This window comes from Vibrio sp. SCSIO 43153, from assembly GCF_023716625.1.
In the GTDB taxonomy this organism is placed as follows: domain Bacteria; phylum Pseudomonadota; class Gammaproteobacteria; order Enterobacterales; family Vibrionaceae; genus Vibrio; species Vibrio rotiferianus.
On record NZ_CP071855.1, the window covers coordinates 2,637,048 to 2,649,377 of the forward strand.

14 protein-coding genes are annotated in these 12,330 nt (G+C 42.8%); 3 read left to right on the top strand and 11 right to left on the bottom strand.

Features of this window, described 5'->3' with window-relative positions:
- Positions 1-11: 11 nt before the first annotated feature.
- From J4N37_RS12585 to J4N37_RS12630, 10 genes are read right to left on the bottom strand one after another with little or no spacing between them, the layout of a single operon-like run.
- Positions 12-1,220, bottom strand: coding sequence for a nucleotide-binding protein (locus J4N37_RS12585; RefSeq protein WP_045393996.1), 1,209 nt, complete (start codon positions 1,218-1,220; stop codon positions 12-14).
- Between the two features lie 12 nt (positions 1,221-1,232).
- Positions 1,233-1,751 (bottom strand): TadE/TadG family type IV pilus assembly protein, encoded by a 519-nt coding sequence (locus J4N37_RS12590; RefSeq protein WP_143692884.1) that lies wholly within the window; start codon positions 1,749-1,751, stop codon positions 1,233-1,235.
- Positions 1,748-2,200, bottom strand: a complete 453-nt coding sequence (locus J4N37_RS12595; RefSeq protein WP_138955047.1) for a TadE/TadG family type IV pilus assembly protein — start codon at positions 2,198-2,200, stop codon at positions 1,748-1,750. The genes J4N37_RS12590 and J4N37_RS12595 overlap by 4 nt, the downstream gene beginning before the upstream one ends.
- The gene (locus J4N37_RS12600; RefSeq protein WP_252041098.1) at positions 2,200-3,540 is read right to left on the bottom strand and encodes a pilus assembly protein TadG-related protein; all 1,341 of its coding nucleotides are present in this window, start codon (positions 3,538-3,540) and stop codon (positions 2,200-2,202) included. Before J4N37_RS12600 ends, J4N37_RS12595 begins: the two co-directional genes overlap by 1 nt.
- Before the next feature lie 29 nt (positions 3,541-3,569).
- A complete protein-coding gene (locus J4N37_RS12605) occupies positions 3,570-3,797 on the bottom strand; it encodes a hypothetical protein (protein WP_045393984.1) in 228 nt (75 codons plus the stop codon).
- A 12-nt stretch (positions 3,798-3,809) separates the two neighbouring features.
- Positions 3,810-5,288, bottom strand: coding sequence for a type II and III secretion system protein family protein (locus J4N37_RS12610; protein ID WP_045393982.1), 1,479 nt, complete (start codon positions 5,286-5,288; stop codon positions 3,810-3,812).
- A 7-nt stretch (positions 5,289-5,295) separates the two neighbouring features.
- A complete protein-coding gene (gene cpaB, locus J4N37_RS12615) occupies positions 5,296-6,051 on the bottom strand; it encodes a Flp pilus assembly protein CpaB (protein WP_252041099.1) in 756 nt (251 codons plus the stop codon).
- 14 nt (positions 6,052-6,065) lie between these two features.
- On the bottom strand, positions 6,066-7,379 hold the full coding sequence (locus J4N37_RS12620; protein WP_252041101.1) for a DUF8689 domain-containing protein: 1,314 nt from the start codon (positions 7,377-7,379) through the stop codon (positions 6,066-6,068).
- A gap of 60 nt (positions 7,380-7,439) precedes the next feature.
- Positions 7,440-7,928, bottom strand: coding sequence for an A24 family peptidase (locus J4N37_RS12625; RefSeq protein WP_252041103.1), 489 nt, complete (start codon positions 7,926-7,928; stop codon positions 7,440-7,442).
- A 6-nt stretch (positions 7,929-7,934) separates the two neighbouring features.
- Complete coding sequence (locus tag J4N37_RS12630; RefSeq protein WP_045393972.1) at positions 7,935-8,114, bottom strand: Flp family type IVb pilin; 180 nt, start codon at positions 8,112-8,114, stop codon at positions 7,935-7,937.
- 340 nt (positions 8,115-8,454) lie between these two features.
- Between J4N37_RS12630 and J4N37_RS12635 the strand changes: the two genes are divergently transcribed.
- Together J4N37_RS12635 and J4N37_RS12640 are read left to right on the top strand one after the other, a co-directional pair.
- On the top strand, positions 8,455-9,180 hold the full coding sequence (locus J4N37_RS12635) for a helix-turn-helix domain-containing protein (RefSeq protein ID WP_045393969.1): 726 nt from the start codon (positions 8,455-8,457) through the stop codon (positions 9,178-9,180).
- A gap of 127 nt (positions 9,181-9,307) precedes the next feature.
- Positions 9,308-10,999, top strand: a complete 1,692-nt coding sequence (locus tag J4N37_RS12640; RefSeq protein ID WP_045393967.1) for an AMP-binding protein — start codon at positions 9,308-9,310, stop codon at positions 10,997-10,999.
- Positions 11,000-11,068: 69 nt separating this feature from the next.
- Here the strand turns inward: J4N37_RS12640 and J4N37_RS25205 are convergent, their stop codons facing one another.
- The gene (locus tag J4N37_RS25205; protein WP_045393964.1) at positions 11,069-11,278 is read right to left on the bottom strand and encodes a DUF1127 domain-containing protein; all 210 of its coding nucleotides are present in this window, start codon (positions 11,276-11,278) and stop codon (positions 11,069-11,071) included.
- Between the two features lie 97 nt (positions 11,279-11,375).
- Here J4N37_RS25205 and J4N37_RS12645 point away from each other — a divergent pair, with 97 nt between their 5' ends.
- The gene (locus J4N37_RS12645; RefSeq protein WP_010450001.1) at positions 11,376-12,305 is read left to right on the top strand and encodes a LysR substrate-binding domain-containing protein; all 930 of its coding nucleotides are present in this window, start codon (positions 11,376-11,378) and stop codon (positions 12,303-12,305) included.
- Positions 12,306-12,330 lie beyond the last annotated feature (25 nt).

Sequence of the window (12,330 nt, forward strand, 5' to 3'; positions counted from 1 at the left end):
CCCTCCTTGGCTTATGAAAACAATTTCTTAAACCAGCTTTTTCCATCCTCTTTCGGGTTCTCTAATAAGTGCGATATCTCTGCTAAAGAAGCTTTAATCGCACTATTTTTCTTCGACTGAACAATTGGGTTACCTAAATTGGCACACTCTAACGCTAATGAAAAATTATTAGGTACGATATGAATTGAGCGTCCTTTAATCGTATCTTCGATATCTCTAACTGATATTTCAGCTTTTTTATCAAAACGATTCACTATAATCTCTATATTGTGGGCGCCAACACTATAATCTAACTCCAAAATTCTTGCGTAATTGGAAGCATGTTTTATGGAGGTGACATTTTGTTGAACAACCAAAAATACGTGAGTTGCCGGAGAGATAATCTGTTGAAATGTATGGTCAATACCATGTGACATATCAACAATGATGTGAGAGTAGAACTGTCTCAACAACGGTAATAACTTACTTATCCCAGCGGCACATTTGTAGTTATCTTTGATATTCTCTTGATTAAAACAGAGATAATTAAGACCTGAAGAGTGCTTAAATATAAGTGTTTCCAATGATAGTTCATCAAGATCAGATAGCTGCTCGACTACATCATTAATGCTGTATTTAGGTTTGCAGTTTAAATAATCTGCAGCATCACTAAATTGCATGTCCAAATCAACAAGTAAGACTTTACTCTGAACGTAGCTTGCTAATTCAATTGCAGAGTTCAGAGCTAATGTTGTTGCACCAGAGCCCCCTTTTGTATTAATAAATAGCGTCAAATCACCCATTTTTTTACTGAAAATTTTTTCTTCAGCGGTTGTTTTTAAAACTGGGTATATCTCCTCAAAATCAAACTTTTTAGAAAAATAGTCTGATGCACCAAGCTTTAACGCCATTTTTAGTGAAGCTGTATCATGCTCTTCGCCAAATACGATAAGTGATGTATTGGACTGCTGTAAGTTACTGTCGTTAGAATAAACATGAGCAATTTTTTGCGCCCATCCATCCCCTGTTTCGACATAAACTAAATCTGGAGTTTGCTTACTTTTTACGTTTTCTTGAACAAAGAGTTTTAACTCAATCCACTCAATATTGACGTTTAAACACTCAGATAACTCAGCGACCACATGTGTTTTAAATTCTGACGATGAATAAACGACCCAAACAATTAGATTGGTTTTCAAGGTTTTACTACGATCGCTTGCAATTTTAATTGGTTTCAACACATTGCTACTCCCTTAGCAGTTCGTAATAACATCGCTTCCCTCTGGCCTTAAAATACCAAGACTTTCAGCGGGAAGGATGGTTTCAAAATTTGGTGTCGTTCCTATAGCATTAATCAAAAACGACAATACGACAAACTGAAAACTATAATTAATTGCTCTAGCTTTAACGTATTTGATTTGAGTTAATGTTGCATCGAGAGTTGCTGAATCTGCCATTGGCGTACTCAAAAATCCCGACACATCTACAGTATTACCACTTTGGTCTAAATAGGTAATTTCCAAATTATTTGCACTAAAGCCTGAAGGGTAAATATTCGTTACGGCAGGCATTGACGGAATATCATCCCTATCGGCGACATAACAAACTGTCGCTAAGCGCGCAGCTCTCCTGGTTACTTCGTTCACCATTTGTGTCGAATAAAAATAAGCAGCGAATTCCAAAATAACGAAAATCACGATCAACACACTGACAGCGATAATCGAAAACTCGACTTGAGTAACCCCTTTCTGTTTTGACAATAACGTACTCATGGCCCCGTCCTCATCTTAGTTGATGCTCCAATTGAAAACTGAAGAGATTCATTGGAAAACGGTAAACTCGAAAATAAAGGCGTGTAATTGTAAGTGGCAGAAAGGGTCACTTCTTTATTCGCAGCCGTTGGTTGCGTCACCACGATATCATTGACACCTATCAAGTCGATGATAGGAGAACCTGTCGCCGTCGGGTTGCCATAAACCACGACATTTTTGATACTAGACTCCTCAGCTATGGCATCAAAGTCTAGCGTACCGTAGGTATCCACCACAGCATAACGGGCCCCGTTTTGCAGCGCTTTATTCACTTGGGTATATTGGATAAACGCTCGGCCAACATCCATCACTAGCACAGCTAGTATCAGCAAAACAGGTAAGGTAATAATAAACTCTATCGCTGCGAGACCTTGTTGAGTCGATACGTTATTTTTGAAGTATTTGTTCATCAGGACTCTCCACTCAATGGATCGTCATAAAGCTGAATGCGATACGGTCCTTTATCGGTCGGATCGTTTCCCGTTGAACCGTTATTGATCAAGCAATCATAAAGGAATTGACCGAAAACAGATGCTTGGCCCGAGTTCTCAACTCGCTGTAGCAAAAAGAAACAGCCAAAACCCAAGACATCAAAGTCTGTTTTACCAGTAGAGTCAGCGGTACAATCCACAATAGGAATACGTAAAATCCTACGTCCATGTTGTCCAGAACTAATATAGTCGTTACCAGAGCAAGAACCACCACCTTCACACCCTGAAAGCTCAGAAACATAGTCGGTATAATATAGGTCACCATTGTAGGTGCCCCCTTCAACCATTAGGTTATTGGGCTCGCGAACATACTTATCTGGTAATACCGTTCCATCGTCTTTCATCGGCCCAGAAAAGTCATTAAGACGAGTGTTTAGACCTTGTGCTACTGGCCCTATGCTATTACCTGGTTTGGTAGTCACCGTGGCACCAACAGCCGCGCAACCATTGTAAGCTCCAGCTAAAGCTTGTCGAACGAGTGCTGCACCACCTCCATCACCGCCACCCCCATTGCCATTACCACCACCGTTGCCATTGCCATTGCCGGTATCACCACCATCGCCATCTTCAACAGTGCCTTGGCTGAAATCTAGTAACTGAAAGTTACCGGGGCCCATATCGGTATTATCTTGGTCGCCAACTTTAAGCTCATGAATCAGCGACGGATCAGTGTCTGTATTTGGGTTATAGCCATCGGGGTTATAACCCCATACAGCATCAGCACCCGCATCAGGATCTCCACAAACCGCTATCGGTGTAATGTTACAGGTATAGGCAATAGCAGCACTGCGGCCCGCGACGGCGCTGGCTGAGACATTCTTGTTACCACTAAAGATGTAGCTCAAATACTGAGTTAATGGCATCTCTGTTACTGCCACACGAACGTAGATGTCTTCGTCAGCTGGCAGTGTAAAAGAAGCCGCATTGACCCAGCTTTGCCTATCAGCGGAGAAAGTAACCGCTGAGTTGCTACTAGTAAACGTCATTTCACTATTACCAGACGCTGCAGCAAAGCTATTTAGCATCGCTATCGCAGCCGTCTCGGCTTGAGTTACGTCCAAGGTATCATCTGCCACTACCGCCCCAGCTAAAGCAGCTGAATCTACCGCATTTTGTAATCGAGCCTTATTTAATATTTGATGGTTAATATCGATTGCAAATGCTGCCATCGCTAAGATGAACAGCATCAACATGCTCACTAACACCAGAACGATACCACTTTGTTTCGTTCTGGATGAGGCATTGCCTTTTGCTAGCATAGCCTACTCCTTTAAGCAGTATATTCTGCTTAGTCTTCGTCTTTGGCTATCCCATTATTGTTGTAAACCTCAAGACTCACTTGCGAACGCTCGCCACTACCCTCTGGTAAGTAGCCTAAGTTCTCTTGCCACGCGTTAGGGTTGAGTGTTTGTTCTGTTCGTAATTGGCTTACTGAGATTCCAAGCTCCGGTTCATTCGCACAGCCTAAAAGCCCCAGAGATGCTACGAAAATGAACAATAAAAATAGTTTTTTCATCCTGAGTCCCTCCTATAAACTGTGGCCAAATTTACCTTCGGAACCACCTTCCGAAACGTTGTAATCAATAACATTAAGATCAAGCTGATCATCGTTATTCAATTTGTATCTATCAAAATCAAGCTCTGCCCCTTTACCCAATAAATAGAACTCGACGTCATTTGGGCTTACAAAACCATCTGTCGGCAAGGTCACTCTTCTTCTATCGATTGGTTTAGCCAACCTTGGAGTGACTAAAATCACCAGTTCCGTTTCACCAGACGTGAATTCTTCACTTTTAAACAGTCGACCAAGTACTGGAATATCACTCGCACCAGGTATACCGCTATCGACATTACGTGCATTCTCACTTAACAAACCTGCAATCCCGATAGTTTGTCCATCGGCAAGTTCGAGAGTCGTACCAGCACTGCGCTTAGTGATTGGAGGAATAAAGAATGCAGCATTAACTTCACCTGGATTAAAAGTAAGCACCCCAGAGTTTGCAATCTCACTGACATTGACGTTCATCTTCAAATTAATTTTCTTATCGCTAAGAATGTATGGCACAAAATCTAACGCTACACCGTACTCTTTGTAATCAATAGTGATGCCGTCATCATTCGGCACTGGAATAGGAAACTCACCACCTGCAATAAACTCTGCTTGAGTACCACTCAGCGCTGTCAAGCTTGGCTCCGCGAGCACCTTTGCGACCCCATTTTGCTTAGCGACATCCAATGCAAACGTAAAGAGCGTGTTACTATCGATAAATGATCCAAGAAAGCCGAACTCATTCACACCAGGGGCATTGAGGATAGGCTGTATGAGGCCATCAATACTTTGAATATCGCCCCCTACCGTTGTCGCTCCCCAAGTAAAATCGCCACTCTTTTGAAAGAAATGGAAATTTGAGTCAAAGCGACGTACAAGACTGCGTTGAACCTCCGCAACCGTCACTTCTAACGTGACTTGCTGCGCGCCACCGATAGATAACAGGTTAATAACTGGGCTTTCATGCACTTTATCGTCATCATTACTGTCTTTCTCCTTATCGACTGCATCACCGACAGCAAAGGTTTCAGCCACTTTAATTGCGGTATCCATGTTTTGCTGATTACTAACTAAACCACGCAACACGATTTTTTCTTGGGCACTGTGAACTTCAATGCTTTCGTTAGGTAAGAATTGATAAAGTTTCGCTTTAAGGCTATTTAAATCGTGAGTAACTTCTACGTTAAACGATTCGATGATTCGGCCTCTACTGTCCCAGACTGCTACATTTGTCGTACCAAGCTTTTTACCAATCAAAAACAGCTCATTGGATCTCAAAACCAAAAGATCTAATACTGCAGGATCCCCCAACGTTACTTTCTTCGCTTTTCCTGAGATCATTAGCTGAGTTGACTGATGATGCGGTACGGTAACGATTTTCCCAGACTGCGCTGCGACCGCGTTAACAGATAAGCTGACAAGAAGTAACTGACAAAAAATAAGAATTGTTCTGTTCATAAGTCACCTAATTACTGACTCGGACATTCGATGCCTGAGTTCCCTTAATTACCGTCACGCTTGGTCGGGGTGTGTAACGTTTCTTCGCAATTGGCTTATCGACCTCGTGAGGGTTCCTTAGCGCTAATTGGATCTTCCCTTTACTATTTTCTGTTAGTAACTTTTCTGCTTCTTTTGGTGTTACTTCTAGCGTCACAGCTCGAACAATAACTGGCTTGTTATCTTTGGTTTTTGCGGTTTGGTCTACTGCCAATACCTTGATATTTTTAAGAACAGTGGTGGTGTTAGCTCTTTTCCCTTTTCCTCCGCCGATGGTATTAAGAATGTCCACCTTATTGCCCGGCAACAAGAAACCTGCGACACCGATAACGTCATTTACCCGTATTGTTACCGCGCGTTTACTTTCAGGGATTAGTGCTGCAAGAGTTGCCCCCTCACCAGGTAAAGCTAAGCGCTCCGGCTGAACCATTTCTCCATCGTAAATGGTAGTCGCAACGATTCTTCCAACCGCTTGTTCTGGTACCTTCAGCGTGCTCTCTGTAATCCAATCCACTTCCATTAGTTTCGTGGTCAAATGGCGTTCTTCAACAACCGTACCTGGCTCTAACTCCATTGCTGCAATTAACACCGGATGACGCTCTACTTCTTCAAGTTCAACCGTTGGCTGACTTTGCCCATCTAACCATTGTTTCGCTATCATCACAGCTCCCAACCCAAACACGATTGAGAGTAGTAACAGCATCACGACCTGTATCCGACTCATAATTCCCTATCTCCCTATTCATCAACAGTAAAGTAGAGTTCCCACGCTCTTCGCAGAATGTCTGCGTGAACTTCACTGCCGCCCCCCTCAAACAATAAAATATCTCGACTAATACCTAGTAAATCCTTAGGTAAGCAAGGGTAAAAAGCCTTACCACTCTCACTATGCAGCCCCATTAATGTGTCGATAATTCCATCTTCTAACGACAACTGCTTAAGCTTGGCTGTTTCATTTAGCAATGCGACGTAATCGGAATGCTCCAATGGACGAAATTCCACCTTATACCCCAGTCTTCTTAAGAAGGCAGGATCCGCAATTGAGCTTGGGGGTAAGTTGGATGAAAATGCTAGCGTCAACATAAACGGCACGGTAATTTGCTGGCCATTGGGCAACGCGAGATGATCGAAGAAGTACTCCATTGGCACAATCCAACGGTTTAGAATGGCGTCCACGGGCATAGGTTGGCGACCTAAATCATCAATAACCAAAATGCCGTTATTTGCCATCATTTGTAACGGTGCAATCCAAATACGATTGTGTTCACTGTGGTTCACTTCCAGCATCTCCATAGTGAGCTCACCGCCCACTTGGATATTCGGTCGTTCACACAGCACCCATCTCTTGTCGTAATGTCGTTCTAGCTTTACGCTCAATCGCGCATGATTATCATCTAGCCTACGGTGATGGTGCTCCGAATAGACTTTGATGATATTACCGTCAGCGTAGACCGCGTAAGGAATAAATACCGAAGTGTTCATCGCATTCAATACACGAGCTGCAACGTAACTCTTACCTGTACCTGCATGCCCATAAAGCAGCAATGCCCTGCCAGAGTTGATAGCAGGCCCCAAAATTGGTATCAAACGCTCAGCGCCGTATACATCTTGAAGTGCCCGCTCGACATCTTTTCGCTCAATTGGATATTTACGAATATCTTGCGCTTCTACGACAGTCCAATATTCTTCAAGTGAAACAGGAACAGGCCCAATATAAGCATCCTTACGGAACGCCAGTTCTGCTTCAGCCATCCCCAACTCAGTAAGCCCATAACGAACATTAGAATAGGAGTGGTGAGTTTGATCCGAGACCGGCTGATACACTTCAACCCAACTGCGGCGTCTTAGTTGAGCCAGCGCGTTTTCAACTACATGAGAGACAACACACAAGCGGCTAGTCAACTCGACCAAATCGCATTTTGGGTAAGCAGATAGATGCTTCAGAACTAGGTTCTCTAGAACAGCTGGTGGCACCCCTAAAGCTTCTTCTGATGCCGGCACTTTTGGTGGTGTAATTTGTGGCACAAGTTTTTCCAAGCAAACAGAGCCCATGCGACCTCCCTATCACAAGCGACTTAATTACTTATCAGAAGAGCTAGATTTTCTTGCCTACTAATAAATGTAAGAGTAATAAGCTAAGCCAATAACAATGACAGGAGCGAATGGGATAACTAAATGAGACTCGTGCCTAAAACCAGGCGTAGCTTTTCTTAGACAGTAGCCTCTGACTTGATGCGACAATGACTTATCATTACTTGCAATATTCAGCGCAGCATAAAACAGCCCAACAACGCCTCCTGCAAGAAGAATCCATATCATCGCGTCCCCAATACGACTTAACCCCAACCATACACCTATAACTGCCAACAATTTGACGTCCCCACCAGCCATAACTTTTAACATGAACAAGCCAAAACAGATGAAGAATGTAACGATGCCCCCTTTGACGTGATCGTACCAATCTGTGCCAGGGGAGCTTGTAAGTGACGCAGCAACAACTAAAAGAAAAACAAGAACATATTTGTTAGGAATACGGTGTCTCTGAGCATCAGAGACACCTATTGCAAACAATATACTCCAGGCTGCAAATTCAATTAACATTGGTATTTAATCACCGACGGTGTTGATATCACTAGCAACGCTTTGGAATTTACCCGCTAGCGTACTCCAGAAACCAATATTAAGCAGTGCAGCTACAATCAATGCAGCACCAAGAATGTATTCCAGTAGTGTTAGACCTTCTTCATCTTCAATAAAGTCATTGAATAATTTGCGTACAGATTCCATTTGTAGTCCCCTCATAATTCCCGTGTAAATGGCGCTGTTGCAAGGCAACCTACGCCATGGATTAACAGTAGGACAAACGAAAAATTGACGGTTAGGACTTTTTTGCTAACGATTAGGACTTTTTTGCCAATTAATATTTCTATTAACTCATAGCTATACGTTGAATATATGAATATTAAATCGATACACATATCACACTTGCACAACTGCTTAATAGTTCTAAACTTAATGCTGACATGATGGCTAATACTCAATAAAAGAAATCTAAAAACTAACGTGTAATTGGATCACTCAGGCTTTCAAAAACATTGTGACCGTCTCAATAATGAGAGGAAAGAACGTGAGAGAAACCATCACTATTTATTGGCTTGGTGAGCCATTCCATTCACTCCCTAAACCCTTTCGTGGTGATCTAGAATTAAGGTTTGAAGTTATAGACTGCGGCAAAGATATCGCCGTCATGAGTGAAAAGGGCATTGAGCACTATTTTGTTTATTTAACTCAACCGGATCATAATTTTCTCAAATCGATCAGTACTCTTTGCTCTAATCTTGATAAAAAAATCATTGTTCTATTTGATAAAAATGAAGAACTCGTACTTCCTCAAGATAATATTTGTTCCGAAATTTATCATTTATCCTCAGGTAATTTTCCAGACTGGATAGAATCCGTCAGGTTAAAATACTTTCAAGGTTCAACATACAATAGAAATATCGATTTAAAATTAGAAATCAATCTCTTACATAATAATTCAAATTTAGATCGTGTGATTCAGTATGTGACTAAAAACGTTCATCGAGAAATAAAAGAGCAAGATGTCGCTGCACTATGCCATTATTCTGTAACGTATTTTTCTAAGTTATTTCATCGAAAAGTCGGAATTAGTTTTAGAGATTTTGTGACAACCAAACGAATCAGCCTTGCAAAGAAACTGCTCGTGGAAGATAGCTCAGCCAAAATTGCTTATGTTGCCTACCAATGTGGATACCGAGACGTGTCTTACTTTTCTCGGATCTTCAAGAAAAAAACGGGCTACTCTCCTGCCGCATATCGTCAAAAATTTTAACACTCCCCACAACGTTATTAAACGCACAGAAATGAGCAATGATACTCACTGATGTGGATTGAACATGCTAAAGTTAACAATGTTTTAACAACTATAAGTACAAGTAAAAGACATGGAGTCACTTAACATGAATCAGCCTAACCCTAAAGTCGCTACTGGCTGCGCTCTCCCGCCACCAAATGAAATGATTCTCAAATGGGCAAAGGAACGCCCAAACGAAGTCTATCTAAAGCAAATCATCAACAGACAGTTTGTTGAGTTCACTTATGCCGAAGTTGCTGAACAAGCGCTAAAACTTGTGTCTGCACTACGAAGCCTCGGAGTAAAGCCTGGGGACAAAGTGGCATTAGTCTCCAAAAACTGTGCCGAATGGTTTATCTGCGATCTTGCGATGATGCTTGGTGACTATGTTAGTGTGCCAATTTTCCCGACAGCTGGTGCGGATACTATCGAGTACTGTATTACCCACAGTGAAAGTAAAGCTTTGATCGGCGGTAAGTTAGACGATCCAGCCGCAACGCAGCAAGTCATTAATGCAATTCCAGATTTAATTAGTATTGCGCTACCTTATGACACTGCACCTAATTGCCAATATCAGTACAAGGAACTGATCGCCAATGTAATGCCAAGTGAAGAGCGCCCTCAACACACTGACGATAAGCTAATGTCGTTGGTTTATACTTCCGGTACCTCAGGGCTGCCGAAAGGTGCAATGCTCACTTACGGCGCGTTTAGTTGGTCTGTTCAACAGTTGATTAATCATATTGGCATTCAAGAAAACGACCGTTTGTTCTCTTATTTGCCACTTGCTCATATTACCGAGCGTGTATACATCTTCGGCTCCTCCATCATGGGTGGTGTTACCACCGCTTTCCCAGAGTCTCTCGATACCTTTATCGAAGATGTGAAAATGCATCGACCGACACTGTTTATTTCGGTACCTCGTTTATGGACCTTGTTCCAGCAACGCATTCAAGACAAACTTCCGCCGAAAAAGCTCAACATTCTGTTAAAGATCCCGTTTGTTAACTCACTTATCAAAAAGAAACTGGCAGATGGCCTTGGTTTAGATCAAGCACGTGTTCTTGGTTGTGGTTCTGCGCCCGTGTCACCAGCTTTGTTGGAGTGGTACCGCAGCATAGGCTTGAATATCACGGAAGCTTGGGGCATGACGGAGTCTTTCGCCTACAGCACACTAAACTACCCTTTCCGTGCCGATAAGATTGGCTCAGTGGGTAATGCCGGTCCAGGTATTGAACTTAAAATTGCTGACGATGATGAAATCATGGTTCGCGGTAAAGGCTTGTTCTCTGGCTACTACAAGAACGACATTGCTACGCAAGAGTCGTTTGACTCCGAAGGGTGGTTGCACACGGGGGATATTGGCTCAATCGATGCGGACGGTTACCTGACTATCCAAGGTCGTAAGAAGGACACCTTTAAAACTTCAAAAGGTAAATTCGTTGCGCCAGTTCCTATTGAGAAGAAACTGTTCGAATACAGCCGTGTCGAAATGATGTGTTTGATTGGCCTAGGCTTACCAGGACCTATCTTGTTGGTTGTGCCACACGACTTCCCGGACTTCGACAAAGAACGTTACGCACGAACGACTCGCAAAGTGATCGCTCGTATGAACGAAGAGCTGGAATCACACGAGCAAATCAAAGGGGTATTGATGATTCAAGACCCGTGGAGCATCGAAAATGGTATTCTGACTCCGACCTTGAAGATCAAGCGTCATGTCCTAGAGCAGAAATATCATGAAATTGGTCACAACTGGCCAAAAGGTGAAATGGTTGTGTGGGAAGAAGACCTGTAATCAATTCATCACCCTACACTGTCTTGTCAAACGCTCCCAGTTAGGGAGCGTTTTTATTTCTCAACCCAATCACTCACGCCAAAACGGTTTATTAATTTCCTTTCGCACTTCTCTTTCACTATAACCAATGTCATCCAAAAGATGTTCTGGCAGCTCTGCGAGATGACGCCGTGTTCGGTGGTTCTTTCTCCAAATAGAGAGTTTAGAAAAGATAAACTGAACCAAACGTTGTTGTGGCTTCGAGGCTAATCGCCCACAAGTTTGCACGGTATTGTTCATATCTCCTCCTTTTGATTCACATTGACCTCTTAATAATCAGTGACTACCCTGTTATTCTCAAACGATAGAATCTGACATTGAGTTAAGGAAAACTAATGTGAAAGAGCGTATGCCTCCGCTACAAGGGCTGTACTACTTCTACATCGCTGCAAAGGAGGGCAGCTTTAAAGCGGCAGCAAGGCACTTGTTTATTACCCCAGCCGCGATTAGCCAGCAGATACGTCAACTAGAAGAGTTTCTTGGTACCGATTTGTTTGTGCGCCAACATCGAAAGATTCTCCTCACTCCAGAGGGGAGTTTGCTATTTACCCAAGCTGAGCGAGGGTTCGATCACCTCCAACAAGGTGTGCGTTTGATTAACCAAGATCCCAACCCAAATCACCTCTCCATCTCAACATTGCCCTCTTTTGCCCACCACTGGTTAGTACCAAGAATCACAGCGTTTCGGCAACGTCATCCAGATATCTCCTTGTTAATGGAACCAACGAACGAGCTGGTGTCATTCCAAGACAGTCAAATTGACCTTTGCGTTCGCTATGGGCATGGCAATTATCCGCACCTTGAGTCACAGTGGCTAATGGATGAGGTCTTCTACCCTGCTTGCCATCCGGTTTATCAGAAAGAACACAATATCTACCATATAGAAGACTTGGAGAAAGCGGAGTTAATTGAAGATTTATGGCCCGATCTGGATTGGAATTTGTGGCTTGAAACGCTGGGCCATAAAGCAGCGAAGCCGACCCTAAAATACAGTGGTTCGCATTTAGTTCTGGAAGGTGCACTTTCTCTACAAGGCGTCGCTTTGGTTAAACACAGTTTGGCGTATCGTTATATTCAAGAAGGTAAACTGGTTCGAATTGGCGACGTGGGAATTCAACCCAAATATGCCTATTACCTTTGTGCGCCAACGGGGTATTTAAAGCGTCAAAAAACGCAGCTATTTAGTCAGTGGATAAAAGAAGAGATTGCTGAATTTGAACGCAGTACCGTTCGTGATTTTAAAACGATTCAATTAAAAGAAAAGTAAAGTCAGTAATAGATGTTGGAAAGCC

Excerpts from the sequence above, each read along its gene's own strand:
- J4N37_RS12620 (WP_252041101.1), bottom strand. The coding sequence starts at position 7,379 with ATGGGCTCTGTTTGCTTGGAAAAACTTGTGCCACAAATTACACCACCA.
- J4N37_RS12600 (WP_252041098.1), bottom strand. The coding sequence starts at position 3,540 with ATGCTAGCAAAAGGCAATGCCTCATCCAGAACGAAACAAAGTGGTATC.
- cpaB (WP_252041099.1), bottom strand. The coding sequence starts at position 6,051 with ATGAGTCGGATACAGGTCGTGATGCTGTTACTACTCTCAATCGTGTTT.
- J4N37_RS12625 (WP_252041103.1), bottom strand. The coding sequence starts at position 7,928 with ATGTTAATTGAATTTGCAGCCTGGAGTATATTGTTTGCAATAGGTGTC.
- J4N37_RS12605 (WP_045393984.1), bottom strand. The coding sequence starts at position 3,797 with ATGAAAAAACTATTTTTATTGTTCATTTTCGTAGCATCTCTGGGGCTT.
- J4N37_RS12590 (WP_143692884.1), bottom strand. The coding sequence starts at position 1,751 with ATGAGTACGTTATTGTCAAAACAGAAAGGGGTTACTCAAGTCGAGTTT.
- J4N37_RS12630 (WP_045393972.1), bottom strand. The coding sequence starts at position 8,114 with ATGGAATCTGTACGCAAATTATTCAATGACTTTATTGAAGATGAAGAA.
- J4N37_RS12595 (WP_138955047.1), bottom strand. The coding sequence starts at position 2,200 with ATGAACAAATACTTCAAAAATAACGTATCGACTCAACAAGGTCTCGCA.
- J4N37_RS12640 (WP_045393967.1), top strand. The coding sequence starts at position 9,308 with ATGAATCAGCCTAACCCTAAAGTCGCTACTGGCTGCGCTCTCCCGCCA.
- J4N37_RS12610 (WP_045393982.1), bottom strand. The coding sequence starts at position 5,288 with ATGAACAGAACAATTCTTATTTTTTGTCAGTTACTTCTTGTCAGCTTA.
- J4N37_RS25205 (WP_045393964.1), bottom strand. The coding sequence starts at position 11,278 with ATGAACAATACCGTGCAAACTTGTGGGCGATTAGCCTCGAAGCCACAA.